Source organism: Pseudomonas nitroreducens, from assembly GCF_024170165.1.
GTDB lineage: Bacteria > Pseudomonadota > Gammaproteobacteria > Pseudomonadales > Pseudomonadaceae > Pseudomonas > Pseudomonas nitroreducens_C.
In genome coordinates this window covers 1-24268 of sequence record NZ_JALJXP010000008.1, presented here as the reverse complement: position 1 = coordinate 24268, position 24268 = coordinate 1, and the positions used below count along the sequence as shown (strand labels likewise).

The 24268-nt window shown below is 67.7% G+C and carries 23 protein-coding genes; 11 read left to right on the top strand and 12 right to left on the bottom strand.

The annotated features are described in order from the left end of the window. Positions 1–261: 261 nt before the first annotated feature. The 3 genes from J2T47_RS16960 (at position 262) to J2T47_RS16950 (ending at position 2626) form a co-directional block, all read left to right on the top strand. Entirely contained in the window at positions 262–1503 is a 1242-nt protein-coding gene (locus J2T47_RS16960) for a TIGR03862 family flavoprotein (protein ID WP_253449095.1), read from the top strand. 59 nt (positions 1504–1562) lie between these two features. After that, positions 1563–2168: a GNAT family N-acetyltransferase gene (locus J2T47_RS16955; protein WP_253449092.1), complete on the top strand. Its 606-nt coding sequence runs from the start codon at positions 1563–1565 to the stop codon at positions 2166–2168. Between the two features lie 89 nt (positions 2169–2257). Continuing rightward, positions 2258–2626 (top strand): VOC family protein, encoded by a 369-nt coding sequence (locus tag J2T47_RS16950; protein WP_253449089.1) that lies wholly within the window; start codon positions 2258–2260, stop codon positions 2624–2626. A 319-nt stretch (positions 2627–2945) separates the two neighbouring features. Here J2T47_RS16950 and J2T47_RS16945 read toward each other — a convergent pair whose 3' ends face one another. The 9 genes from J2T47_RS16945 to J2T47_RS16905 form a co-directional block, all read right to left on the bottom strand. Next, the gene (locus J2T47_RS16945) at positions 2946–4421 is read right to left on the bottom strand and encodes an aldehyde dehydrogenase family protein (protein WP_253449086.1); all 1476 of its coding nucleotides are present in this window, start codon (positions 4419–4421) and stop codon (positions 2946–2948) included. Between the two features lie 25 nt (positions 4422–4446). Then, positions 4447–5265 (bottom strand): ABC transporter permease, encoded by an 819-nt coding sequence (locus J2T47_RS16940; RefSeq protein WP_138212064.1) that lies wholly within the window; start codon positions 5263–5265, stop codon positions 4447–4449. A gap of 1 nt (position 5266) precedes the next feature. Further along, positions 5267–6178 (bottom strand): ABC transporter permease, encoded by a 912-nt coding sequence (locus J2T47_RS16935; RefSeq protein ID WP_081517209.1) that lies wholly within the window; start codon positions 6176–6178, stop codon positions 5267–5269. Positions 6179–6310: 132 nt separating this feature from the next. Next, positions 6311–7453 carry an ABC transporter substrate-binding protein gene (locus J2T47_RS16930; protein WP_253449083.1) on the bottom strand — a complete coding sequence of 381 codons (1143 nt, stop codon included), beginning with the start codon at positions 7451–7453 and terminating at the stop codon, positions 6311–6313. A gap of 50 nt (positions 7454–7503) precedes the next feature. Further along, complete coding sequence (locus J2T47_RS16925) at positions 7504–8619, bottom strand: ABC transporter ATP-binding protein (RefSeq protein WP_253449080.1); 1116 nt, start codon at positions 8617–8619, stop codon at positions 7504–7506. Positions 8620–8995: 376 nt separating this feature from the next. Next, the gene (locus tag J2T47_RS16920; protein ID WP_253449077.1) at positions 8996–9814 is read right to left on the bottom strand and encodes a helix-turn-helix transcriptional regulator; all 819 of its coding nucleotides are present in this window, start codon (positions 9812–9814) and stop codon (positions 8996–8998) included. Between the two features lie 169 nt (positions 9815–9983). Then, positions 9984–11366 carry a DEAD/DEAH box helicase gene (locus tag J2T47_RS16915; protein ID WP_253449074.1) on the bottom strand — a complete coding sequence of 461 codons (1383 nt, stop codon included), beginning with the start codon at positions 11364–11366 and terminating at the stop codon, positions 9984–9986. 50 nt (positions 11367–11416) lie between these two features. Further along, on the bottom strand, positions 11417–11893 hold the full coding sequence (locus J2T47_RS16910) for a LabA-like NYN domain-containing protein (RefSeq protein ID WP_253449071.1): 477 nt from the start codon (positions 11891–11893) through the stop codon (positions 11417–11419). 93 nt (positions 11894–11986) lie between these two features. Further along, positions 11987–12736 (bottom strand): DUF2076 domain-containing protein, encoded by a 750-nt coding sequence (locus tag J2T47_RS16905; protein ID WP_253449068.1) that lies wholly within the window; start codon positions 12734–12736, stop codon positions 11987–11989. Positions 12737–12900: 164 nt separating this feature from the next. On the opposite strand from J2T47_RS16905, the gene J2T47_RS16900 reads away from it, so the two are divergent. Both J2T47_RS16900 and J2T47_RS16895 read left to right on the top strand, forming a co-directional pair. Further along, a complete protein-coding gene (locus tag J2T47_RS16900) occupies positions 12901–13551 on the top strand; it encodes a YciC family protein (RefSeq protein WP_253449065.1) in 651 nt (216 codons plus the stop codon). Between the two features lie 88 nt (positions 13552–13639). Then, complete coding sequence (locus tag J2T47_RS16895; RefSeq protein WP_253449061.1) at positions 13640–14071, top strand: VOC family protein; 432 nt, start codon at positions 13640–13642, stop codon at positions 14069–14071. A gap of 39 nt (positions 14072–14110) precedes the next feature. Here J2T47_RS16895 and J2T47_RS16890 read toward each other — a convergent pair whose 3' ends face one another. Then, entirely contained in the window at positions 14111–14947 is an 837-nt protein-coding gene (locus J2T47_RS16890) for an SDR family oxidoreductase (protein ID WP_253449057.1), read from the bottom strand. Between the two features lie 153 nt (positions 14948–15100). Here J2T47_RS16890 and J2T47_RS16885 point away from each other — a divergent pair, with 153 nt between their 5' ends. Together J2T47_RS16885 and J2T47_RS16880 are read left to right on the top strand one after the other, a co-directional pair. Then, positions 15101–16183, top strand: a complete 1083-nt coding sequence (locus J2T47_RS16885) for an endonuclease/exonuclease/phosphatase family protein (RefSeq protein WP_253449054.1) — start codon at positions 15101–15103, stop codon at positions 16181–16183. Positions 16184–16284: 101 nt separating this feature from the next. Next, the gene (locus J2T47_RS16880; protein WP_253449051.1) at positions 16285–17049 is read left to right on the top strand and encodes a substrate-binding periplasmic protein; all 765 of its coding nucleotides are present in this window, start codon (positions 16285–16287) and stop codon (positions 17047–17049) included. A 109-nt stretch (positions 17050–17158) separates the two neighbouring features. Here J2T47_RS16880 and hrpB read toward each other — a convergent pair whose 3' ends face one another. Further along, complete coding sequence (gene hrpB / locus J2T47_RS16875; protein ID WP_253449048.1) at positions 17159–19690, bottom strand: ATP-dependent helicase HrpB; 2532 nt, start codon at positions 19688–19690, stop codon at positions 17159–17161. Positions 19691–19883: 193 nt separating this feature from the next. On the opposite strand from hrpB, the gene J2T47_RS16870 reads away from it, so the two are divergent. Genes J2T47_RS16870 through J2T47_RS16860 form a run of 3 tightly spaced genes read left to right on the top strand, consistent with a single transcriptional unit; the run spans position 19884 to position 21710 of the window. Further along, positions 19884–20300, top strand: coding sequence for a polyribonucleotide nucleotidyltransferase (locus J2T47_RS16870; RefSeq protein ID WP_253449045.1), 417 nt, complete (start codon positions 19884–19886; stop codon positions 20298–20300). Between the two features lies 1 nt (position 20301). Beyond that, complete coding sequence (locus J2T47_RS16865; RefSeq protein WP_045215008.1) at positions 20302–20814, top strand: DinB family protein; 513 nt, start codon at positions 20302–20304, stop codon at positions 20812–20814. Next, entirely contained in the window at positions 20814–21710 is an 897-nt protein-coding gene (locus tag J2T47_RS16860) for a cation diffusion facilitator family transporter (RefSeq protein ID WP_253449042.1), read from the top strand. The genes J2T47_RS16865 and J2T47_RS16860 overlap by 1 nt, the downstream gene beginning before the upstream one ends. A gap of 6 nt (positions 21711–21716) precedes the next feature. On the opposite strand, the gene J2T47_RS16855 is transcribed toward J2T47_RS16860, so the two are convergent. Then, entirely contained in the window at positions 21717–22871 is a 1155-nt protein-coding gene (locus tag J2T47_RS16855; RefSeq protein WP_253449039.1) for a DUF6515 family protein, read from the bottom strand. A 443-nt stretch (positions 22872–23314) separates the two neighbouring features. Here J2T47_RS16855 and J2T47_RS16850 point away from each other — a divergent pair, with 443 nt between their 5' ends. Then, on the top strand, positions 23315–23794 hold the full coding sequence (locus J2T47_RS16850) for an Lrp/AsnC family transcriptional regulator (RefSeq protein ID WP_088421381.1): 480 nt from the start codon (positions 23315–23317) through the stop codon (positions 23792–23794). Positions 23795–24268 lie beyond the last annotated feature (474 nt).

Here is a 24268-nt window from a genome sequence, read left to right as displayed (position 1 = left end):
AAAAGTGCCAACATCGGCGCAATCCCGATCCCCTGTAGGAATTCTCGTAACACCCGCCCTTCAAGCGGCGGAGCGCCTCGACCGACCGCTGGCCTTTTCCACGACAACTGTGGAGCGGCCTGTGGATAAGCTGCGGGGAAACCGCTGGCGCGCCCACGGCGCAAGCCTTTGCGGGTACTGAGCGAAAAATGAGCAACCGCCGTGGAGCAGCGCTGCGCTAGAATTGCGCCCCTTCCCGCCCTCCTTCGCCTGGCCTTCTGCATGACCGATTCCCGCCCGCTCGCTTCCCGTACCGCCCTCGTCATCGGCGGCGGTCCTGCCGGCCTGATGGCGGCCGAAGTCCTGGCCAGCGCCGGCGTAAAGGTGGAGCTGTTCGACGCCATGCCCTCGGTCGGGCGCAAGTTCCTGCTGGCCGGCGTCGGCGGCATGAACATCACCCACTCCGAGGCGCGCGAGCCGTTCCTGTCGCGCTACGGCCAGCGTGCACAGACCCTCGCGCCACTGATCGACGCCTTCGACAACCAGGCCTTGTGCACGTGGATTCACGAGCTCGGCATCGAGACCTTCGTCGGCAGCTCCGGCCGCGTCTTCCCCACCGACATGAAGGCCGCGCCGCTGCTGCGCGCCTGGCTCAAGCGCCTGCGCGAATCCGGCGTAGTTATCCACACCCGCCACCGCTGGCTGGGCTGGGACGCCAATGGCGCGCTGCTGATCGAAGGGCCGGAAGGCCAGCGCCGCCTGAACGCCGACGCCACCGTACTGGCCCTCGGCGGCGGCAGCTGGCAACGCCTGGGTTCGGACGGCGCCTGGGTACCGCTGCTGACCGACCGCGCGGTGGATGTCTCGCCGTTGCGCCCGGCCAACTGCGGCTTCGAGGTGGCCGGCTGGAGCGAGTTCTTCCGCGACAAGTTCGCCGGAGTGCCGGTCAAACCGGTGGCGCTCTCGCTGGACGGCGGCACGCCGCGCCAGGGCGAATTCGTGGTCACCGCCGGCGGCATCGAGGGCAGCCTGGTCTATGCACTGTCCGCCGGCATCCGCGAACGCATCGCACAGAGTGGCAGCGCCACCGTGCACCTGGACCTGCTGCCCAACCGCAGCCTGGAGCAGGTCGCCAAGGCCGTGGCCCAGCCGCGCGGCTCCAAGTCCATGGCCAACCACCTGCGCGGTCGTCTCGGGCTGGACGGCGTGCGCGCCGGGCTGTTGCGCGAGTTGTCCACAGCCGCCGACTACGCCGACCCGCAGCGCCTCGCCCAGCTGATCAAGGCACTGCCGCTGACCGTGGTGCGCCCCCGCCCGCTGGACGAAGCCATCAGCAGCGCCGGCGGCGTGACCTTCGAGGCGCTGGACGCGCAGCTGATGCTCAAGGCGCTGCCGGGCGTGTTCTGCGCCGGCGAGATGCTCGACTGGGAAGCCCCCACCGGCGGCTACCTGCTCACCGCCTGCTTCGCCAGCGGTCGCGCAGCCGGGCTCGGCGCATTGCAGTGGCTGCAAGCGCAAGGCTGACCACTGCTTTTCTGGAACCATGGTGCTAGATTGCCGACTCCCACTCAGGAGTCGCCTGCATGCCGCTGACCTTCCGCCGCGCCCGCCCCGCTGATGTCGACGCCGCCGTTCCGCTGATCTACAGCTCCGGCCCGGACGCCTTCGACTACGCCTTCGCCCGCCCCGGGCGCAACAGCGCCGAGGACTTCCTGCGCTACGCCTTCCTCCAGGGTGGCGGGCAGTTCGGCTGGCGCCAGCACTGGGTCGGCGAGCAGGACGGCCAGGTGGTGGCGGCCGGCACGGTGTTCGGCGGCGAGGTGAACCTGAGCTACATGCTCGCGGCGACACGGCAGATTTTCGGCTACTTCGGCCTGGGCTCGGCGGGGGTGATCCGTCGCGGCCTGCAGCTGGAAAAGATCATCTGCCCGCCGCCACGCAAGACCCTGTACCTCGCGCACCTGGGCGTCACGCCGACGCTGCGCGGCGAAGGCCTGGGCAGCCAGCTGATCGACCACTTCCTGCAGATCGGCCGCAGCAGCGGCCTGCCCATGGCCGCACTGGATGTCTCCACCGCCAACCCCAAGGCCCAGGCGCTCTACGAGCGGCTGGGCTTTTGCGTGCAGCTGGAGCGCGCCTCGACCCTGCCCGGCGTCGCCGGCAGTCGTTACATGCAGCGCCAGCTCTGAGTTAGACTCGCGGCCAGCCGCCCGCCAGAGGCGGCCTGCTCCCTTGCCGTCGAAAAAGCCTGCTCACGTATTAACCAGGAAGGTTGCCCATGAGCACTGCCAGCGTTGAATTGAAAGTCTTCGTCCCCGCCCGCGATTTCGCGCTGTCCCAGCAGTTCTACAAGGACCTGGGATTCCTCTCGCCGTGGAACTCCGAAGAGCTCGCCTACTTCCACCATGGCGACCACTGCGCCTTCCTGCTGCAGAACTACTACGTCAGGGAATTCGCCGAGAACCTGATGCTGCACCTGCTGGTGGAGGACGCCGACGCCTGGTACGCGAAGGTCCGCGACGCCGGCCTCGCCGAGCGCTACGGCGTGCGCCTCGGGACGCCGGAAGACCAGCCGTGGAAGATGCGCGACTTCACCCTGCACGACCCGAGCGGCGTGCTCTGGCGGATCGGGCATAACCTCGATTGAGTGGCGCGCCGCACTTGGGCTTTTTGTAGGAGCGAGCTTGCTCGCGAAGGAGCTCCCGGCCGCACCCTGTTCCTGGCCAACCTTCGTTCGCGAGCAAGCTCGCTCCTACAGTGACGCCGCTACTTCAGGTACCAGTACGTAGGGCGCATAACCCGGAACGGGTTATCCGCCATTGCCACGACGGCGGATAACGCTGACGCGTTATGCGCCCTACGAGCCTGTGATAGCAGGCTGAATCAGGAGCATCCGAGCACTCCGAACGGTCCCTTCTCCCTTCAGGGAGAGGGAGAGCTCGGGGGAGAATTTTCCAGGGAAACCATCAGCCCTTCAGATACCACCCCCAAGGCTGATCCGAGAGGTACTCGGTCACCTGCTTCACCTCCAGGTAGTTCTCCAGCCCCCACACGCCCAGCTCGCGGCCGATGCCGCTGTGCTTCATGCCGCCCCAGGGCGCCTGGGTGAAGGTGGGCTGCGAACAGTTGACCCAGACGATCCCCGCACGCAGCCCGTCGGCGACCCGCGCGGCGCGCTGCGGGTCGCCCGACATCACCGCGCCAGCCAGGCCGAAGCGGCTGTCGTTGGCCAGGCGCAGGGCCTCGGCTTCGGTCTTGAAGCGCTTCACGCAGAGCACCGGGCCGAAGATTTCCTCGCGCCAGATCAGCGCGTCCTCGGCCGGCTCGTCGAAAATCGCCGGCTCCAGGAACCAGCCCGCCTCCAGCCCCGCCGGGCGCTTGCCGCCGGTGAGCAGCCGAGCACCGCCAGAGCGGCCCTTGTCGATGAAACCGAGCACCTTCTCGTGCTGCCCCTGGCTCACCAGCGGGCCGAGCAGCACGCCCGGCTTGAGACCGTTGCCGATGGTGATGGCGCGGGTCGCTTCCACCAGCCGCTCGATCAGCCGCGGGGCGATGCCCTCCTGCACCAGCAGGCGCGAGGTGGCGCTGCACACCTGGCCCTGGTTCCAGAAGATGCCGAACAGGATCCACTCCACCGCCGCCTCGACATCGCTGTCATCGAAGACGATGAAGGCCGACTTGCCGCCCAGCTCCAGGCTGACGTTCTTGATGTCCTGGGCCGCCGCCGACATGATCCGCGAGCCGGTCGGCACGCTGCCGGTGAAGGCCAGCTTGTCCACGCCCGGATGCTGGCTCAGTGGCCCGCCGGCCTCCGCGCCGAGGCCCGGCAACACGTTGAGCACGCCTGCCGGCAGGCCCACGGCGTCTGCCGCGGCGGCCAGTTCGAGGGCGCTCAGCGGCGTCAGCTCGGACGGCTTGAGCACGCAGGTGGCGCCCGCCGCCAGGGCCGGTGCGACCTTCCACGCGGCCATCAGCAGCGGGTAGTTCCAGGGAATGATCTGCCCCGCCACGCCCACCGGCTCCTGGCGGATGCGGCAGCGGAAGCGCTCGTCGGGCAGCGGCAGAATCCGGTCCTGGCGCTCGTCCAGTTCCCGCGCCAGCCCGGCGTAGTAGCGGAAGCAGCCGATGGCGTCGGCCACGTCCCACTGCGCCTCGGGCAACGGCTTGCCGTTGTCGCGTACCTCCAGTTCGGCCAGTGAATCCTGGTTGCGCGCAAGCTCCTCGGCCAGCGCCTCCAGCCATTCGGCGCGCTCGCTGCCACGGCTCTGCCCCCAGCCGCGATTGAACGCGGTACGTGCTGCGCGCACGGCATGGTCGACGTCTTCCTCGGTGGCCGCCGGGACTTCCTGCAGAGGCTGCCCGGTGGCCGGGTCGAAGCTGGTGAAGCGGCCGCCCAGGTCCGGCCTGACCCACTGCCCGTTGATGTAGAGCTGGTCGCGCATCCTCGAGTCTCCTTGAAGGCGGCCCTCAGGCGGCCTGAACGCCGGTGCGGCGGTTCTGCAGGTAGCGGGAGGTGAACAGCAGCGCCAGCGAGGCGCAGATGATCACCGTGGAGATGGCGTTGATCTCCGGCGTGATGCCCCGGCGAATCGACGAGAAGATGTAGATCGGCAGCGTGGTCTCGGAGCCTGCGACGAAGAAGGCGATGATGAAATCGTCGAAGCTGAAGGTGAACGCCAGCAGGAAGCCGGCGAGGATGGCCGGGGCGATCTGCGGCAGGGTCACCCGCCAGAAGGTGTCCAGGGGCGGGGCGTAGAGGTCGGCGGAGGCTTCCAGCAGCGACTTGTCCATGGCCTCGACGCGGGTGCGGACGATCACCATCACCAGCGCCATGGTGAACAGCGAGTGCGCCGCCACCACCGTGCCGAAGCCCATGTTGAGTTTCGGCAGGCCGATGTCCAGCAAAGCCAGCAGCGGGTTGAGCACATCGAACAGGGTGATGAAGGCGATCAGCGTGGCGATGCCGATGACGATCCCCGGCACGATGATCGCGCAGTAGGTCAGCGCGTCGAACAGCAGGCGCACGCGCTTGCCGACGCGCTGCAGGCCGAACACTGCGAGGGTGCCGAACAGGGTGGCGATGAGCGCCGAGCAGAGGGCGATCAGCGCGCTGTTGCCCAGGGCTTCCATGATGAACGGATTGTCGAAGGCGCGGCCGAACCACTGCACCGAGCAGCACTGGAAGCTCAGCCCGCTGCGCCCTGCGTTGAAGGCGAAGAGCATGATCAGCGCGATGGGCGCGTAGAGAAACAGGTAGACCGAGGTGGAGTAACTGCGCAGCCACATGTCAGAGCACCCCGTCGTTGCGCGAGCCGCCGTAGCGGGCCACGAGTTTCAGATAGACGCCGATGATCACCAGCATCATCGCCACCAGGGTCATCGCCACCGCGCTGCCGAACGCCCAGTTGCGCGATTGCAGGAACAGGTCGACCAGCGCATTGCCGACGAAGAACACCTTGCCGCCGCCGAGGATCGCCGGGATCAGGAACTCGCCCATGAGCAGGATGAACACCAGCATCACCCCGGTGATCACCCCCGGCGCGGAGAGCGGCAGGGTGATCCGGCGGAACGTCTCGAAGGCGCTCGCGCCCAGGTCGCCGGAAGCTTCCAGCAGGCGCTTGTCGAGCTTCTCCAGGGTCACGTAGATGGGGAACACCATCAGCGGCAGGTAGCCGTAGACGATGCCGATCAGCACCGCGTAGGGCGTGTTGATCAGGCGCACGTCGGCGATCCCGAAGGTTTCCAGCAGCGCCGGGATGCCGCGGCCGCTGAGCAGGAAGATCCAGGCGTAGGTGCGGATCAGGAAGCTGGTCCAGAACGGCACGATCACCAACGTCAGCAGCAGCGACTTGTTGCGCCGCACCTTCACCGCCAGGAAGTACGCCAGCGGGTAGGCCGCCAGCAGGCACGCCAGGGTGCCCAGCGGCGCCAGGGTCAGGGTGTTCCAGAAGGCCTGGGCGCGGGAGCCGAGGTTCAGGTAGTTCTCCAGCGTCAGCCCGCCGCCGTAGCCACCCACGGCGCTGCGCTCGCCGAAGCTGAAGACCAGGATGATCACCAGCGGCATCAGGAGCAGCAGCAGGAACCACAGGGTGGACGGCAACAGCAGCAGGAGCGTGACGCGCCGGCCGAGGCTTTTCGCGCGCGAGGCGCTGGGCGTCGCCTGGGTCTGCGGCAACGGAGCGCTGACAGCGATGTTCATGTTCGATTCCCTACGCATAGGAGTTGCTCAGGGCCCTCTCCTGTAGGAGCGAGCTTGCTCGCGAACCCGCCCAGCTTCCGAGCTACCGGGGAACTTGTTCGCGAGCAAGCTCGCTCCTACGAAAAGAACCCGTCAGGCGGCCTTGAACCGCGCCATCAGTTCGGCGCGCGCCGGGCTGGTGAGGGTCGCCGCGGCGCCGAACTCCAGCGGCGACAGGCGCTCGGCCGCGGGGTACATGATCGGGTCGTCGAGCATCTCCTTGGAGAGCAGCGCATCGACGCGCTTGTCCCCGCTCGGGTAACCGTGGGAGAGCACCTCCAGCTTGTTGTGCTGCGGGTCGAGCAGGTAGTTGATGAACGCGTAGGCGGCGTCGCGGTGCTCGGCACTCTTGGGAATGGCGAAGAAGTCGCTCCAGATTTCGCCGCCTTCCTTGCCCAGCACGAAGGTCATGTCCGGGTTGTCGCGGTGCAGCTGCGAGGCGTCGCCGGTCCAGGCCATGGCCATCCAGGCGTCGCCGTTGCGCAGCGAGGGCTGGATGTCGGAGTTGATCGCGAACAGGTGCGGCTTGGCCTGGATCAGCAGCTTCTCGGCTTCGGCCAGCTCCTTGGGGTCCAGCGAGTTGAAGCTATAGCCATGGTACTTCAGCGCGTTGCCGATGGCGGTGAGCTGGTAGTCGTGGACGATGGTGCGGCCCGAGGCGCTGGTCAGGGTCAGGTCCCAGAACTGCTTCCAGGAGTCCGGGCTGCCCTTCACGCGGCTGGCGTCGTAGACGATGCCGGTGGTGCCCCAGTTCTTCGGCACCGCATAGACCTTGCCGTCCACCGTGCCCTGGGCCATGAAGCGTTCCTCGAAGGCCTTGGGGTCGAAGTTGGGGATGCGCGACAGATCCAGCGGTTCGATCAGGCCGAGCTGCACGTAGGTGCTGATGGTGTAGTTGGTCGGCACGAAGACGTCCCAGCCACTGCCGCCGGCCTGCAGCTTGGCGAGCATCTCTTCGTTGGAGCCGAACACGTTCATCTGCACCCGCGCGCCGGTGGCCTTGGCGAAGGCGTCGAAGTTTTCCTGGCTGTGGTAGTTCGGCCAGGTGGCGAGCGCGAGGCGGTCACCGATGTTGCTGCCCTCGGCCGCGTAGGCCTTGCCGCTCAGCAGGCCGGGCGTGTTGGCGGCGACCACCGCCATCGCCAGCCCGAGGCCGGTCCTGCCGAGGAAATCGCGCCGCGTGATGGAGCCGTTTTCCCAGCTGCGCATCGTCTTGATGAAGCTCTTCTTGTCCATCGTCACTCCCCGCCTGTCTGCTGATTGTCGTTATGCTTGGATCGTCGAACTCAAAGGGCCATGGCCAGGCCACTGGCCTGGTTCCAGCCGACCTGCACCGGTGCGCCATGCTCGAAGGCCTCTGCCTCGCCGCCGGCCTTGCGCGGCACGCGCACGCAGACGATGCCGAAGGCGTCGGTGCGCACGCGGTATTCGGTGAGGTTGCCCAGATAGATGCGGTCTTCGACGCGGCCCTTCAGGCGCACTTCGCGCTGCAGGTCCGAATCGGCGGCGGCAATGCCGACCAGCTCCGGGCGCACGGCGATGCAGCCTTCCGCCTGGGGCGCCAGCGCGGGGCCGGTGGGCGTCGGCGGGCTGCTCAGTTCCAGCCCGGCCGGGGTGCCCAGCACCACGCGGCCGGAATCGAGGCGGCGCACGGTGCCGGAAAACAGGTTGGATTCGCCGATGAAGTCGGCCACGTAGCGGCTCGCCGGCGTCTCGTAGAGCGCTTCGGGGGTGGCGGTCTGGATGATCAGGCCGTCCTTCATGATGCTGATGCTGTCGCTCATCGACAGTGCTTCTTCCTGGTCATGGGTGACCAGCACGAAGGTGATGCCGACCTCACGCTGCAAACGCAGCAGCTCCGACTGCATCTCCTTGCGCAGCTTGCGGTCGAGTGCGGCCAGCGGCTCGTCGAGCAGCAGCACGGTGGGTTTGTTCACCAGTGCGCGGGCCAGCGCCACACGCTGCTGCTGGCCGCCGGAAAGCTCGTGGGGCTTGCGCGTGCCGAAGCCGGAGAGGCGCACCATCTCCAGCGCCTCGTCGGCCATGCGGCGCTGCTGCGCGCGGTCCGGGCGCGGCGTGCGGTAGCGCAGGCCATAGGCGATGTTCTCGGCCACCGTCAGGTGCGGGAACAGCGCGTAGTGCTGGAACACCATGTTCACCGCGCGCTGGTGCGCCGGCCCCCCGGCCACCGCCTTGCTGGCCAGCAGCACCTCGCCTTCGCTGGGCTGCTCGAAGCCGGCGATCATCCGCAGGGTGGTGGTCTTGCCGCAACCGGAACTGCCGAGGAAGGAATGGAAGGCGCCGCGCTTCACCCTGAAGCTCAGCCCGTTGACCGCCGGCACGCTGCCGTAGCGCTTGACCACGTTACGGAATTCGATATCGAAGTCCTGACCGCTCTCCATCACCGCGCGCTCCCACTTTCGTTCTTGTTGGGGCTCACGCTAGCAACGGGGCTTTCGGGGTGTATATATCCCTCGGGGGATAGATGGCGGGATTGGAGCGCCCGGTGCGTATCCGCTGGCTCTTCCTGTAGGAGCGCGCCATGCGCGCGATCGCGGGCATGGCCCGCTCCTACAATGGGCGCCCGGAGCTTCCGATGACTGTAGGGCGCATAACCTGGAACAGGTTATCCGCCAGCGACGGCACGGCGGATAACGCTGGCGCGTTATTCGCCCTACATGACTGTAGGAGCGAGCTTGCTCGCGAACAGGGCTCCCTGGCAGCTCAGGCGCTGGGCGGGTTCGCGAGCAAGCTCGCTCCTACGAAGAGCCGCCCGGCTCAACCGACCGCACGCATCCCACCCGCAGCATCGCGCCCGGCCAGCTCGCGGATGAACAGCCCGAGCAGCTCCGACTGGCTACCGATGCCGAGCTTGGCGTAGATGTTCTTGCGGTGGATCTTCACCGTGCCGGGGCTGATATCCAGCTGCTCGGCCACCGAGGCGCTGGAGTGGCCGCGCAACAGCAGCTGGACGATCTCCTGCTCGCGGGGCGTGAGCAGCTGGGCACCGAACTGGTCGAAGGCCTCGCGGATCTGGTAGTCCAGGTCCTGGGCCGGACGCGGTTGCGCGCGGCGCAGTTCCCAGGCCTCGCGCACCACCTGTTCGACCACCGGCCGCGCGCACTCCAGCAGCTGCATCTCGTCGCGGCTGTAGGCGGGGCTGGAGGTCTTGCGCATCAGCGAGAGCACGGCGGTAGCGCCATCGGCGAGGTCGATGAAGAAGGCGATCTCCTCGGTCAGGCCGGTCTGCTGGTAATAGGTCTGGTAGTACTCGCCCAGGTAGAAGTGGTCCGGCGCGAACTGGCGCAGGCGCCACAGGCCGGGAGCCTGGTGGCGGGTGCAGGCGAGGTAGAAGGGATCGAGCAGGTACGGGCCGACCTGGTAGTCCTCGACGTAGACGTGGCGGATGTCGGCCGGGAAGGTGTCGAACAGGTCCAGCGGCCGGTGGTTGCCTTCGTAGACGAAGAGCACGAAGTTATCCACCGCGCAGACCTGCTGCAGCCACTGGCTGAGGCCGAGCAGGCGCGGACGACCGGCGGCCAGCGGGAGCAGGTGGGCGACTCCGCCGGTCCAGGCTTTGAGTTCCTTGTGGCGCATGGGCTGTCGTTCTTGTTGTGTGCGCGATGGGCACACTATAGGCGTTCGGGATTCCACACGGAAATGCAGCTTTTGCGCCACACCCCGCCAGGCCCCGCCACACCTGAAGACAGCGGCTGATTCAGCCTCAGGCGCGCACCGCGATGAAGCAGGCGCGCGCCAAATCGGCTCAGGGGCGACGAGAGCCCTTGCCGCCCGGCTTTCCAGCAGACGATTTGCCGGAAGCAGGTTTGCCGGCGGCGGGCTTGCCCCCCAGGCCAAAGCCCGGCGCCTTGCGCACCGCCTTGACCTGCGGCTTGTCATCCAGCAGCGAGCCTAGGTGGACCTTGCCCGGCTTGCCTTCCGGCACCTTGGGTTGCTTGGGCTTCTTCGGTTTCTTGGTGATCTGGCCGCCAGGGGCGGTGACGGGCACCCGGTGCTCGGCCTCGAAGCCGTCTTCTTCCTGGCGCTGCAGGGTCTGGCCGATCAGCGTCTCGATGGCCGCCAGCTGCTGCACTTCATCGGCGCAGACCAGCGAGATCGCCTGCCCGCTGGCGCCAGCGCGGCCAGTACGGCCGATGCGGTGCACGTAGTCCTCGGGGACGATGGGCAGGTCGAAGTTGACCACCAGCGGCATTTCCTCGATATCCAGGCCGCGGGCGGCGACGTCGGTGGCGATGAGGAAGTCCACCTCGCCGGCCTTGAACCGCGCCAGGGCACGCAGGCGCGAGGGCTGCGGCTTGTCGCCGTGGATCGAGTCGGCGCGGATGCCTTCGCGCTGCAGCAGGTCGACCAGTTCGTCGACGCCCTTGCGGGTCTTGGCGAACACCAGCGCCTGGCGCCAGCCCTGTTCGCGCAGCAGGTGCAGGAACAGCTCGGCCTTGCGCTTCTTGTCCACGGTGAGCAGGTGCTGCTTCACCGTCTTCGCCGCCGTGTTGCGCGGCGCCACGTCGATGGTCAGCGGGTCGCGCAGCAGCGTGCGGGCCATCTGGCGGATGGCGTCGGAGAAGGTCGCGGAGAACAGCAGCGTCTGCCGGCGCTTTGGCAGTGCGGCGAAGACTTCGTCCAGCTCGCGGGCGAAACCGAGGTCGAGCATGCGGTCGGCTTCGTCCAGCACCAGCAGCTGCAGCTGGGTGAACTTCAGGGCGTTCTGCCGGTACAGGTCGAGCAGGCGGCCGGGGGTGGCTACCAGCACGTCGACGCCCTTGCGCAGCTTCATCATCTGCGGGTTGATGCTGACCCCGCCGTAAGCCACGGCGGTGCGCAACGGCACGTGCTGGCCGTAGGCGCGGAAGCTTTCGTGCACCTGCTCGGCCAGCTCGCGGGTCGGCACCAGCACCAGCGCGCGGATCGAGTTGGCCGCCACCTGCGGGCCTTCCTGGAGCAGCTTCTGCAGCAGCGGCAGGGCGAAGCCCGCCGTCTTGCCGGTGCCGGTCTGGGCGGCGGCCAGCAGGTCGCGGCCCTTGAGCACGGCCGGGATGGCCTGGGCCTGCACCGCCGTCGGGTTCTGGTAGCCGAGCCCGTCAAGGGCGTGCAGGAGGGGATCGATCAGGCCGAGATTGGCGAAGGTCATGGAGCGCTCGCAGAAACGATTCGGAATGGGCGGCATTGTAGCCGCAGGGCTCAGGAGCGCAGCAGCAGCGCGCCTTCGATGGGCACGTAGCGGCTGGCCGCGCGGATCAGCGCCTGGGCGGTGAGGCCCGGTACGCCGTAGGCGGTGGCGTCGGCGCCGCCGGCACGGACACGCTCGAGCAGCAGGTCGAAATCGCCATCGCCGGAGGCCAGGACGATCTCGTCCACCTTCGGCGCGGCGTCGAGGATGTCGATGGTGATGCCCACGTCCCAGTCTCCCTTGGCCGAGCCGTCGGCGCGCTGGATGTAGGGCTTGAGCTTCACGGTGAAGCCGAGCTTGCGCAGGATCTGCTGGAACTGCTGCTGTTTCGCATCGCCGCGGTCGATGGCGTAGGCGTAGGCCTGGACGATGTTGCCCTGGGCGCTCAGCTCGGCCCACAGGGCGGCGTAGTTGAAGTGGCAGCCGTAGGCCTGACGCACGGTGTAGTAGAGGTTCTGTACGTCGGCGAACAGGGCGATGGTCTTCAACGGTGACTCCGGGACTCGAACAGCGGGGGCGCATTATCGGCACAGTGGCGCGCCCCCGCCAGTCCCGGCGGGCGGGATGACCTTGCGTACGGATCAGCTGAACAGGTCGCCGTCGTCATCGCCGAAGAAGCTGGAATCGTCGCCGAAGCTGCCGCTGTCGTCGTAATTCGCATCGTTGAAGCCGTTGTCGGCGTAGCGGTCACCGCCCAGGGAGGAGTCATCGCCGCGCCCGTCGTCGAAGCTGGACGGCTCCGGCTGCACCGGCTGCTCCTGGATCACCTCGACGATTTCCTGCGGCTGGTTGTGGTGGAACATGCTGGTCAGCAGGTCCGCCACCATCACGCCACCGGCCACGCCTGCGGCGGTCTGCAGGGCGCCGCGCATGAAGCCGCCGCCTTGGGGCGCGGCCTGCGCCGGTTGCGCAGGTCGGAAGTCGTTCGGGTTGCCGGCGCCAGGGTTGTTCGCGTAGGCGGCGTTGCCGCCGGCCGGTTGCGAGAAGCGCGTCTGGCCCCAGCCATCCGGGCGTTGCTGCGCTGGCGCCGGACGCGGCTCCTGGCTCTGGCCGCCGCCGAACAGCCCGGCGAGGAAGCCGCCGCTGCTCGGACGCTGCTCCTGCGCCCTGGCCTGCTGCGCTTCCAGCTCCTTGACGCGCTGGTCCAGGCGCTTGATCGCCGCTTCCTGGATCAGCATCGCCTGGGCCATGTAGTAAGGCGCGGCCGGCTGTTGCACCAGGTGCCGGTTGATCTGCGCCTCGGCATCGGCGTCGCGCGGCGCGGTCTGCGCCTGCGCGTCACGCAGGCGGGTGAACAGACCATCGATCAGGGATTGCTCTTCGGAATTCATGGCAGGCCTCAAATGAGCGGGTGGATCGCTGCGGGTGAATCATTGCTGACTGAAACATTGGATCGAGTCGGAAAAAAACAAGTTCCGGTCGCAGAATTCTGGCGTCTTCAGCTGAGGGTTTGCTTAAGTTAGAGTCGAAGCCCTCGGACAGTATCGGGTTACTGATGAATCCCCTCTCCATCCTTCGCGACACCTGGTTCTTCTTTTCCCGTCATCTGGGCACCCTGGTGCCGCTGTGCCTGCCCTGGATCGTCATGGAGACGATCGTCCAGCAGCAGATCAACGTCGCTGCCGGCCCGCAGAACATCGCGCCCTGGGGCATGGCTGCGGGACTGGTGTTCTACCCGATCTACACTGCCAGCCTGATCCTCTTCATGATCGATGCCGGTGAAGGCGTGCAGCGCAGCGTGCGCGAACTCTGGAGCGCCGCGCTGCGGTTGTGGCCGGCCTTCGCCCTGCTCTCGGCAATTACCTCACTGCTGATCGTGATCGGCCTGTACCTGATGGTGCTGCCGGGCATCTTCGTGATGATCAAGCTGGCCTTCGCCGAGTTCCTCCTGGTACAGCGCGGCCGCGCGCCCATCGATGCCATGCGCGAGAGCTTCGCCATGACCACCGGGCACTTCTTCCTGCTGCTGATGACCTCGCTGGCCATCCTCGCGCCGGTCTGGCTCGCCGAAGGCTGGATCGCCGAGGCCGGCCAGGATGCGCCGGTGCTCAGCGTCGCCCTGCACTCGCTGAGCGGGTTCTTCCAGCTGCTGCTGACGGTGGCCGCCTACCGCATCTTCATCCTGCTCGGCCGCGAAACCGCCTGAGCGGCAGCAAGTCGCAACAAATCTCCCGGCACGGCGAGTGCCGGGGTTCTACGCTGGAGGCTCCCTTTCCCGAGTCTGGAGACTCGCCGTGAGCGACTTCCCGCCCAGCTGCCTTTCGCACATCTCCATCGGCACCAACGACTACCCGCGCGCCAAGGCGTTCTATGACGCGGTGCTGGCGACCCTGGGCTGCCAGCCGATCATGGAGCACCCCGGTGCCGTGGCCTACGGCCGGGTGTTCCCCGAGTTCTGGCTGCAGACGCCCATCGACGGGCGCCCGGCCAGTGTCGGTAACGGCACGCACTTCGGCTTCATGGCCAACTCCCGCGAGGAGGTGGACGCCTTCTACCGCGCGGCGATTGCCGCCGGCGCCACCGACGAAGGCGCCCCCGGCCCACGCCCGCTGTATGGCGACCCTTACTACGGCTGTTTCATCCGCGACCTGGACGGGCACAAGATCGAGGCCTCGTTCTGGGACATGGCGCTGGCGGGCGACGGTTTCGATACCCACTCCCACTGACCGCTCCCACAGTTGTCCCGATTTTCAACTCGCACCGGTTCAGTGTCCGGGGCGCAGCCCCGACATCTTCGGCACCAGCAGCTTCTCGAACAGCCGCGGGAAAAAGCGCGCCAGCAGGCGCGCCCGCCAGTTGACGTTGGACAGCACCAGCAACCGGCGTCGACGCAGCGCGCCCTGGAAGATCGCCTCGGCCACGTCGCGCGGCGACGCCACTTCCGCGCCCAGCACCAGGGCCGGCTGGCGGATCACCGAGCCGTCGCCGACCAGGGCGTTCCTGCGCAGATCAGTAGCGGTGAAGCCCGGGCAGGCCAGGGTGATCGCCACGCCGGTGCCGTCCAGTTCCATGCGCAGCGTGTCGAACAGACCGTGCAGCGCGTGCTTGCTGGCGTTGTAGGCGCTGCGGTAGAGCAGCGGGGCGAAGCCGGTCAGTGAACTGAGCACGACGATCTGCCCGTGCCGCGCCAGCAGGCTGGGCAGCGCCGCCTGGGTGCAGTGCAGCGCGCCATAGAAGTTCACCGCCATCACCCGCCGGAACACCGCCAGCTCGGTCTCGATGAACAGACTGCGGTGGGTGATGCCGGCGTTGTTCACCAGCACGTCGATGCCGCCGAAGCGCTCGACGGCGAGCGCCACTGCGCGTTCCACCGCCTCGGCGTCGGCAATGTCGCAGCGCAGGCCGAGGGCTTCGACGTTCAGGTGTTCGCGCAGGTGCTGCACCAGGCTGTCCAGCGCCGCCTGGTCGAGGTCGAGGATCACCGGGTGCGCACCTGCCCGGGCGAAGCGCAGCACCAGCGCGCGACCGATGCCGGAACAGCCGCCACTGACCAGCACCACCTTGCGCCGGTAGGTCGAATGGGAGAAGAGTTTGCGGGGCATGGCAGTCTCCCGAAGCCCGCAGGGCGCGATGTTGACGTCTTGCGAACTACATCTCACAAGGTTTCAGGATAATTCCCACATCAAACACGGAGGTGAAATACAAAGTCGTAGCCACTATCCTCTGGACCCAACAAGCATAGCCCCTGGTCACCCATGAGCCTCTCGCTTCGCCGCCGCTTCCTCTTCGTGCTGTTCATCGCCCTGCTGCTCGCCGTCACCGCTGCCGCCTGGCTGCTGGCCTGGCACCCCGCCGAGCGCGAGGCCGTCGCCGCGCAGTGCCGTGCGCCCGCGCCGCAATTGCAACCGGGCCAGGCGCTGAAGGTGATGACCTGGAACGTCCAGTACCTGGCCGGCAAGCGCTACATCTTCTGGGACGACCTGCCCGACACCACCGGCCCCGACGACAGCCCCAGCCCCGAGGACATCGCCTACAGCCTCGACGAAGTGGTGCGGGTGATCCGCGACGAGGCCCCGGACATCGTCCTGCTGCAGGAAGTCGATGACGGCGCCGCCGCCACCGGCAAGCAGGACCAGCAGGCGCTGATCGGCGACCGCCTGACCGACCTCTACCCCTGCTCCACCGCCGCCTTCGACTGGAAGGCGCGCTTCGATCCCAACCCCCATGTATTCGGCAGCGCCGGGCGCAAGCTGGTGACCTTCAGCCGCTTCCAGATCAGCGGCGGCGAGCGCATTGCGCTGCCGCAGCGCTCGTCGATCCCGCTGCTGCACCTGTTCGCTCCGCAACCGGCGCTGCTGCAGAGCGACCTGCCGATCCGCGGTGGCGGCCAGCTCAGCGTGATCAACACGCGCCTGGAGCGCCCCAACGGCGACGACACCCCGCAGCGCCAGGTCGAGGCCGTCGAAGCCCACCTCAACGCCCTGCAGGCCGCCGGCCGCCCCTGGCTGCTGGGCGGCGACCTCGGCCTGCTGCCGCTGGGCCAGTACCCCTACCTGCCGGAAGTGCTGCGCGCGCCCTACCGCGCCAACAGCGAACTGAACCTGCTGGCGGCGCGCTTCCCGGTGGTCCCGGCGGTGGAGGAATCCAGCGGCGCCGACCAGGAGAACTGGTACACCCACTTCCCCAACGACCCGCGCGTACACAAGCCCGACCGCACCCTCGACTACCTGTTCCACAGCCCCGGCCTGAACCGCCTGGAAGCCGGCGTGCGCCGCCACGACACCCTGCGCATCTCCAACCACCTGCCGCTGTCCGCGCGCTTCCTGCTGCCCCACTGAGGGGTGCGCCACATCGCCGCCGGGCCAGGCTGGACAAGCGAGGCGCGGCGGCCCCATGCTCGCCCGGCACCGCATAACAACAACATGTACCTCGGGTCTCCATGCACTTTCGCCGTCTCGTCGGGCTGATCGTCGCCCTGCTCTGCCTCAACGCCTTCGCCGTCGACCGGCCCACGCTGGCCGACCGGCTGCCGCATCCGCTGCCGGCGTTGAGCGTCGGCTACTACGAGTTCCCGCCCTACACCTACACCGCCCCGGACGGCAGCACCCGCGGCAGCGGCGCCGAGATGGTCCGGCGCATCCTGCTCAAGGCCGGCTACCGCGCCGATTTCCGCCCCTTGCCCAGCGCCCGCCTGTACCTGGGCTTGCAGGACGGCAGCGTGCAGCTCTGGGCCGGCGCGCCGGGCAAGCAGGAACTGCTGGGCAGCACGCTGGAATGCGAGCGCGTGCTCGGACATGTCGAACTCAACCTGTACCGCCTGACGTCACGACCCTCGCCGAAACTGCCCGAGGGGCTGAGCGGCGGCCGGATTATCCTGATCAGCGGCTACAGCTACTGGCGACCGATCACCGAGATGCTGGCCGACCCGAAGCTCAACCTGGAGCTGCACCGCACCAGCACCCACACCGCCGCCCTGCAGATGCTCGAACGCGGCCGCGGCGACTACCTGATCGACTACCAGACCCCGGTGGAACAGGCACGCCGCCAGCTGAACATGGCACCGCTGGCCTTCGACACCCTGTACAGCGTGCCGACCAAGCTCATCGTCTCCCGCCGTGCACCCGACGCCGAAGGCCTGCGTGCGCAGCTCGACCAGGCCTACGACAAATTGCAGGCGGCGGGTTACGAGATGGTATTGCCCTGAACCGTGACAGCAGGAATGGCGTAAGCGCGGATTCAAGCGACGGAGCTGACCTGCAGGAGCGCGCCATGCGCGCGATCGCGGGCATGGCCCGCTCCCACATGCGTTCTGGTCAGGTCTTGCGCGGTTTGGCCCGCGCCGTCGGCTCGGCGATCAGCGGGTCATCCGGCCAGTAGTGTTTGGGGTAACGCCCCTTCAGGTCCTTCTTCACTTCCGCATAGGTGCTGCGCCAGAAGTTGGCCAGGTCCTGGGTCACCTGCACCGGGCGCTGTGCCGGCGACAGCAGATGCAGCTTCACCGCCACCCGCCCTCCGGCAATGCGCGGCGTGTCGGCAAGGCCGAACAGCTCCTGCAGGCGCACGGCGAGCACCGGCGGGAACTCGCTGTAGTCCAGGCGGATACTCGAACCGGACGGCACCTGCAGCGTGCGCGGCGCCAGCTCGTCCAGCCGTTGCGGCAGTGGCCAGGGCAGCAGCCCGTGGAGAATCCCGCTCAGCTCCAGGTTGGCGAAGTGCGACAGCCGCGAGACCTTGCCCAGGTAAGGCAGCAGCCAGTCTTCCAGGGAAGCGAGCAACGCCGCGTCGCTGACGTCCGGCCACTCGCTCTCGCCCTTGCCTTCCAGGTCGAGTCGGCGCAGCAGGGCGATACGCGCCTGCCACTGGCGCAGTTCCGGCGTCCACGGCAGCAGCTCCAGCCCCTTGCGCCGCACCAGCCCGAGCAGCGCGCGGCTGCGGGCCTCGGCGTCGAGGTTGGGCAGAGCCTCGGTGGACAGCACCAGCTCGCCGACCTTGCGCTGGCGCTCGGCGCGCAGCACGCCTTCGCGCTCGTCCCACTCCAGTTCGTCGTGGACGCTGACCTGCTCGGCGAGGATGGTTTCGAACAGCGCCGGCTCCAGCGCCGCCGCCAGGTAGATGCGCTCCTCGCGCTGGCCCTGGCGGCTGCCGAGGTCGGCGATCACCAGCCAGGCTTCCTTCATCAGCGCATCCGGCTCGCCGAACAGCGCCGCCCGGCCGTTGGCCAGGCGGTACTCGCCACCGCCGGCGCGGCGCTGGCGGGCAATGCGGTCCGGGTAGGCGAACGCCAGCAGACCGCCCAGCCAGCGCGGATGATCGGGATCGGCCACCGGCTCGCGGGCCGGGCCACGCAGGTAGCCCTTGAACTGCCGCGCCAGCTGGCGAACCCGCTGCACTGCGCCCCGGCTGGCGCGCGGGCCGTTCTGCTCGCCGGCCAGCAGGGCGATGCGGTGATGCAGATCGGCATCGTTGCCGCGCAGGATGTCGCGCTCGCCCAGCAGGGCAGCCAGATCGCAGGCCAGTTGCCCCAGCCCCAGCGCATGGCCGCGCAGCAGCAGGTGGGCGATGCGCGGGTGCGCCGGCACTTCGGCCATGGCCTGCCCGTGCGGCGTGAGGCTGCCGCCACCGGCGCGGGAGGCGAGCGCGCCGAGGCGCTCCAGCAGGTCCCGGGCCTGTGCATAAGCGGCGGCGGGTGGCAGGTCGAGCCAGGCCAGCTCCTGCGGGGCGACGCCCCAGCGCGCCAGCTGCAGGGCCAGGCCGGCGAGATCGGCCTGGAGGATTTCCGCCGCGCCGTAGGCCGATAGCTGATCGTGCTGCGTTTCCGACCACAGCCGGTAGCAGGCGCCCGGTTCCAGCCGCCCGGCACGACCGGCGCGCTGGGTGGCGGAGGCGCGGGAGATGCGCTGGGTGTCCAGGCGGGTCATGCCGCTGCCCGGATCGAAGCGCGGTACCCGCGCCAGCCCGGCGTCCACGACGACGCGCACGCCGTCGATGGTCAGGCTGGTCTCGGCGATGTTGGTCGCCAGCACCACCTTGCGCTTGCCCGCCGGCGCGGGTTCGATGGCGGCGCGCTGGGCGTCCAGGTCGAGTTCGCCATGCAGCGGGCAGAGCAGCACCTCCGGGCGACCGGCCAATGCCTCGCCCAACTGTTCGGCCACGCGGCGAATCTCCGCCTGGCCGGGCAGGAACACCAGCAGGCTGCCGGACTCGTCGGCCAGCGCCTGCAGGACCGTCTGCACCACCCGCGGCTCGATGAATTCGCCCGCCTGCCAGGGGCGGCCCCAGCGGATATCCACCGGGAACATGCGGCCCTCGCTGCGCACCACCGGCGCGTCGTCCAGCAGCGCGGACAGGCGCTCGCCTTCCAGCGTCGCCGACATCACCAGCACCTTGAGGGGCGGATCGTCGCGCAGCAGCGCACGGCCATTGAGGGTCAGCGCCAGCGCCAGATCGGCATCCAGTGAGCGCTCGTGGAATTCGTCGAAAATCACCAGCCCCACGCCCTCCAGTGCCGGGTCGTCCTGCAGACGGCGGGCGAGGATGCCCTCGGTGACCACTTCGATGCGGGTCCTGGGGCCGACCCGGCTGTCCAGACGGATGCGGTAGCCGACGGTCTCGCCGACCTTCTCGCCCAGCTCCGCGGCCAATCGCTCCGCGGCGGCGCGGGCGGCCAGCCGGCGCGGCTCCAGCATCAGGATCGACTGCCCGGCCAGCCACGTCTCATCCAGCAGCGCCAGCGGCACGCGGGTGGTCTTGCCGGCGCCGGGCGGCGCTTCCAGCACCACTTCGTGGCGCCCGGCCAAAGCCTGGCGCAGGGCGGGAAGGACGCTGTCGATGGGAAGGGCGTTCATGCCGGCTCCTGGAACTCGGATGTCATAAGGCGGTAACCCGGACTACGCGGGGGGCGGCGATTATAGCGGGCGAACCGCGGTGCCAACCCAGCAGTCATAGAAGCAACGAGAACGCCGGCTAGTGCGAAACTGCCAGCAGTTGTTCAGAACTCGTTGATATAGTTGTCCGCATCATCCTCCCGGAGGTTATTTCATGCGTCTTGCCACCCGAGTCTCCTGTGCAGTTCTGAGCGCCGCCCTGTTCAGCCAGCTGACGGCCTGCGGCACCCTGTTCTATCCCGATCGCCGCGGCCAGATCGACGGCCGCATCGACCCGGCAGTCGCCGCCCTGGACGCCGTCGGACTGTTGTTCTACATCATCCCGGGACTGATCGCCTTCGGCGTAGACTTCGCCACCGGCGCGATCTACCTGCCCGACGAGAAGTACTCGGTCGCGCCTGAAAAGCTCAAGGATGCCGTGAGTGAGGACGGCACCGTGGACAAGGCTAAACTCAAGGCGATCCTCGAGCGTGAAACCGGCCGCAGCCTGCCCCTGGATGATCCGCGTCTGATCCAGCGCAGCGGCAGCCTCCAACAACTCGCCAGCCTGGGCCTGCGCCCGGAGGCCTGATATGCACGGCGCTCTCGCTTCACACCTTCAGCAACTCCTGGCGTACCACCAGTGGGCCTACGAACGCATCCTGGAGGCCGTCGCGCCGCTGGATGAGGAAGCCTACCGCGCACCGCGCGGGTTGTTCTTCGGCAGCCTGCACGGCACCCTCAACCACCTTGCGGTAGTCGATCGCATCTGGTTCGCCCGTGTGCAGCGAGAGCCCTGGCAGTTCGAACGCCTCGACGCCGAGGCCGCGCCCGACCGGGCCGGCCTCGCCGACTTTCTCAATGACGGTGTCGGCGCCTGGCGCCTGTGGCTGAGCAAGCAGAGCGACGCCACCCTCGGCACCCAGCTGGACTACCGCAACATGGCCGGCCAGGAACACCGCCAGAGCCTGGCGAACATCGTCCAGCACCTGGTCAACCACGGCACCCACCACCGCGGGCAGATGAGCGCCGCGCTCACCGCGCTGGGGCAGAAGGCGCCGCTGCTGGACTACATCTACTTCCTGCCCAATCGCCTGGACACCTGATGCTCAAGCACGCCAGCCACGCCCACCTGATGCGGCTGGCGACCTTTGCGTCGCTCGGCGTCGCCACTACCCTGATCGTCGCCAAGGCCATCGCCTGGTGGCTCAGCGGCTCGGTCAGCCTGCTCGCCGGCCTCACCGACTCGCTGCTCGACGGCGCCGCGTCCTTCCTCAACCTGCTGGCGGTGCACTACGCCATCCGCCCGGCGGACGACGACCACCGCTACGGCCACGGCAAGGCGGAGTCGCTGTCGGGGCTGGCCCAGGCACTGTTCATTGCGGTCAGCGCCGTGCTGGTCGGCACCCAGGCCATCGATCGCCTGCAGCATCCCGAGCCGGTGGAAGCCGTCGGCTGGGGCGTCGCGGTGATGATCCTGTCGCTGGCGCTCACCGCCGGCCTGCTGATGGTGCAGGGCTACGTGGTGAAGATCACCGGTTCCAACGCCATCCGCGCCGACTCCCTGCACTACCGCTCGGACCTGCTGCTCAACAGCAGCATCCTGGTGGCGCTGCTCCTGGCGCAGTTCGGCTGGCAGCAGATGGATGCCATCTTCGGTCTGGGCATCGCCCTGTATATCCTCTGGAGCTCTTTCCAGATCGCCCGCGAATCCGTGGCAGTGCTGATGGACGAGGAGCTGCCGCCGGACGTCAGCACGCGCATGCTCGAACTGGTGCGCGAAGTCCCCGGCGTACTCGGAGCCCATGACCTGCGCACGCGGATTTCCGGCACCCACTGGTTCGTCCAGCTGCACCTGGAGCTGCCCGGTGAGCTGTCACTGTCGAAGGCACATCACCTGTGCGATGAGGCGGTGCTGGCGATCCACAAGGAATTCCCGCGGGCCGAGGTGCTGGTGCACGCCGACCCGCAGGAAGTGGTGGGCAAAGAGACCATCAGCTAGAGAGCATCAGTTGACGCTGTAGCCGCGCCCACTCAGGCAGGCACCCAGGGCGCGGCGATAGTTGTCGGCGACGTAGTCCGGCGGCGCATAGCTGGCCAGCGCCGGGTCGAAGCCGCTCTGGTCGGCCGCCCAGCGGTGGCATTCGTAGCGGTCGCGGTTCTGCTGATCCGGCCCCTGGTTGTACATCGGGTAGGCAATCACGTCATAAGGCGACTGCGCCACGCTGGCTACCTGCTGCGGCGGCGGCTGCACCACTTCGTAATCCTGCGTACCGGCCTGCCACAGGTAGTAGGTACCGGCGGCAAGGAAGTAGCCGATGCTGCCGATCCACACCTGCTCGGCGTAGGACGGCAGGTAACGCACGCGCACACCGTAAGGCGGCGTCACCACCACGTAGCGCGAGCCGTACGGGCGATACCAGTAGCCATCGTTGAAGTAGTAGTCGCTGCCGCGATAGGGCACGCGGTAGTGCCCGCTCGGCATGCGGTCCACCACATAACCCGGTCGCCAGTAGGACGGATGCGGGCCCCAGTTGCCATGTGAAGGCGGCGGGCGCCCCTGCCAGCCGGCCGACGGCGGACGGCTACCGCCCTGCCAGCCGGGGCTGCCGTGGTCGTTGCCCTGCGGACGGCCTTGCCACTGCCCACCGGTGCTGCCCTGCGGATGGCCCTGCCATTGGCCACCGTTGCTGCCCTGCGGACGCCCCTGCCACTGACCGCCGTTGTTGCCCTGCGGACGGCCTTGCCACTGACCACCGTTGCTGCCCTGCGGATGGCCCTGCCATTGCCCGCCGTTGTTGCCCTGCGGACGCCCCTGCCACTGGCCACCGTTGTTGCCCTGCGGATGGCCTTGCCATTGCCCGCCGTTGTTGCCCTGCGGGCGGCCGTGCTCGCGGTCACCATCGTTGCCTTGCGGACGACCCTGCCACTGACCGCCATTGTTGCCCTGCGGACGACCCTGCCATTGGCCACCGTTATTACCCTGCGGTCGACCGTGCTCCTGGCCGCCACTGTTGCCCTGCGGGCGCCCCTGGGGCTGACCGCCCCCGCCGTTCGCCGGCGGATGGCCCTGCATATCGGGACCATCGGCCGCCACCGCCTGGACCGCGACGGCCAGAGTAAGCACAGCGAACGAGGCGAACCGCCCGAGACCCGACTTCATGGATTCCTCACTTCGGCGACGGCCGAAAAGCGTGATGTGACATTGCCATAGACCACGGCGCAAAGCCGCCATTGCAGGATGTTGGGTAAAGGCAGGGTAAAGATGGCGGGGGTAAATCGCGGGCAAGAAAAAAGGGAGGCTCGTCAGCCTCCCTTCGGAGAATCTCGTCCTGCTCGTCGCTGTTGGCGCCGGCTCACCTCGCTCCGCCTTCTGGGCAGTGCGTAGCCCGGTGGCCGGCGCGATCCTGTTGGGTCGGCGAGCCGCGAAGCGCCTGATTGGGCGGATCGCAAGGGGACGTGATGTCCGGGCTGTGAATCTGGAAGAAATAGTAAAGCGACAGAGCAGGGAAATGATTGCTAAGATTGCTCATACAGGCACCACCTGAGCAACAAATTCCTAAAAATTACGCCAAAAGCGCAATTGAATCGAAAAACGAGGCTTTCATGGACAAGCTGGACCGCTACGACCTGCGAATTCTTGCCGAACTGCAACGCGACGCGCGCATCTCCAACCAGGAACTGGCCGAACGCATCGGCCTGTCGCCCTCGCCCTGCTCGCGGCGGGTCAAGCAGCTCGAGGACGACGGCTACATCGTCCGCCAGGTCGCCCTGCTGGACAGCAAGAAGCTCGGCCTGAGCCTCACCGCCTTCGTGCTGATCGGCATGGACCGGCACACACCGGAGCGTTTCGAGCACTTCCAGCAGATCATCGGCAAGTGCCCCGAGGTGCTGGAATGCAGCCTGGTCACCGGGATGGACGCGGACTACCAGCTCAAGGTGATGGTGCCGGACATGGAACATTACCAGCACTTCCTGCTCGGTACGCTGACCCGTATCGAAGGTGTGACCAGCGTGCGGTCGAGCTTCGTGTTGCGCAATGTAATGGCGAGTACCGAGTTGCCGCTGGATCACCTGCGCGCCTGAGCCAGCTCGCGATCTGCGCGGTCCCGGGCCAATCGCGGACGGAGTCCGCTCCTACCCGCGCGCCGTGCCCAATGGGCTCCCTGTAAGAGCGGATTCATCCGCGATGGATTTCGCGGACAAAGTCCGCTCCTACAGGGGAATATCTGTGCCATGCGGTTCGCGAGCAAGCTCGCTCCTACGAAAAGCCAATGCGCCGCTCCGGCTCCGGCTCTGGCTCTGGCTCTGGCTCTGAAGGCTTCCAGAGAAATCGCCGCACACTCCGACGGCCCCGTTCAGGAGGCCTCGTTGAAGCGGAGTTTCGGGGGTTGAGCGACATGGATGTCGCGAGAGCCGCGATGGGCCAGGGATGGCCCTTCGCGGCGTGCCCTTGAAACTTCGCTTCAACGAGGGAATTTTTCGCCTAAGCGAAAAACCGGATGTCCGGGGTGTAGGAGACAACCACATAGGTAACAAACGAGTTCAGTCACATGGGTG

Coding starts and splice junctions, on each gene's coding strand:
- J2T47_RS16920 (WP_253449077.1), bottom strand. CDS start 9,814: ATGCGCCACAAGGAACTCAAAGCCTGGACCGGCGGAGTCGCCCACCTG.
- J2T47_RS16940 (WP_138212064.1), bottom strand. CDS start 5,265: ATGTGGCTGCGCAGTTACTCCACCTCGGTCTACCTGTTTCTCTACGCG.
- J2T47_RS16905 (WP_253449068.1), bottom strand. CDS start 12,736: ATGAATTCCGAAGAGCAATCCCTGATCGATGGTCTGTTCACCCGCCTG.
- J2T47_RS16935 (WP_081517209.1), bottom strand. CDS start 6,178: ATGAACATCGCTGTCAGCGCTCCGTTGCCGCAGACCCAGGCGACGCCC.
- J2T47_RS16945 (WP_253449086.1), bottom strand. CDS start 4,421: ATGCGCGACCAGCTCTACATCAACGGGCAGTGGGTCAGGCCGGACCTG.
- J2T47_RS16870 (WP_253449045.1), top strand. CDS start 19,884: ATGCGTCTTGCCACCCGAGTCTCCTGTGCAGTTCTGAGCGCCGCCCTG.
- J2T47_RS16955 (WP_253449092.1), top strand. CDS start 1,563: ATGCCGCTGACCTTCCGCCGCGCCCGCCCCGCTGATGTCGACGCCGCC.
- J2T47_RS16950 (WP_253449089.1), top strand. CDS start 2,258: ATGAGCACTGCCAGCGTTGAATTGAAAGTCTTCGTCCCCGCCCGCGAT.
- J2T47_RS16860 (WP_253449042.1), top strand. CDS start 20,814: ATGCTCAAGCACGCCAGCCACGCCCACCTGATGCGGCTGGCGACCTTT.
- J2T47_RS16865 (WP_045215008.1), top strand. CDS start 20,302: ATGCACGGCGCTCTCGCTTCACACCTTCAGCAACTCCTGGCGTACCAC.
- hrpB (WP_253449048.1), bottom strand. CDS start 19,690: ATGAACGCCCTTCCCATCGACAGCGTCCTTCCCGCCCTGCGCCAGGCT.
- J2T47_RS16930 (WP_253449083.1), bottom strand. CDS start 7,453: ATGGACAAGAAGAGCTTCATCAAGACGATGCGCAGCTGGGAAAACGGC.
- J2T47_RS16855 (WP_253449039.1), bottom strand. CDS start 22,871: ATGAAGTCGGGTCTCGGGCGGTTCGCCTCGTTCGCTGTGCTTACTCTG.
- J2T47_RS16915 (WP_253449074.1), bottom strand. CDS start 11,366: ATGACCTTCGCCAATCTCGGCCTGATCGATCCCCTCCTGCACGCCCTT.
- J2T47_RS16900 (WP_253449065.1), top strand. CDS start 12,901: ATGAATCCCCTCTCCATCCTTCGCGACACCTGGTTCTTCTTTTCCCGT.
- J2T47_RS16960 (WP_253449095.1), top strand. CDS start 262: ATGACCGATTCCCGCCCGCTCGCTTCCCGTACCGCCCTCGTCATCGGC.
- J2T47_RS16880 (WP_253449051.1), top strand. CDS start 16,285: ATGCACTTTCGCCGTCTCGTCGGGCTGATCGTCGCCCTGCTCTGCCTC.
- J2T47_RS16850 (WP_088421381.1), top strand. CDS start 23,315: ATGGACAAGCTGGACCGCTACGACCTGCGAATTCTTGCCGAACTGCAA.
- J2T47_RS16890 (WP_253449057.1), bottom strand. CDS start 14,947: ATGCCCCGCAAACTCTTCTCCCATTCGACCTACCGGCGCAAGGTGGTG.
- J2T47_RS16925 (WP_253449080.1), bottom strand. CDS start 8,619: ATGGAGAGCGGTCAGGACTTCGATATCGAATTCCGTAACGTGGTCAAG.
- J2T47_RS16885 (WP_253449054.1), top strand. CDS start 15,101: ATGAGCCTCTCGCTTCGCCGCCGCTTCCTCTTCGTGCTGTTCATCGCC.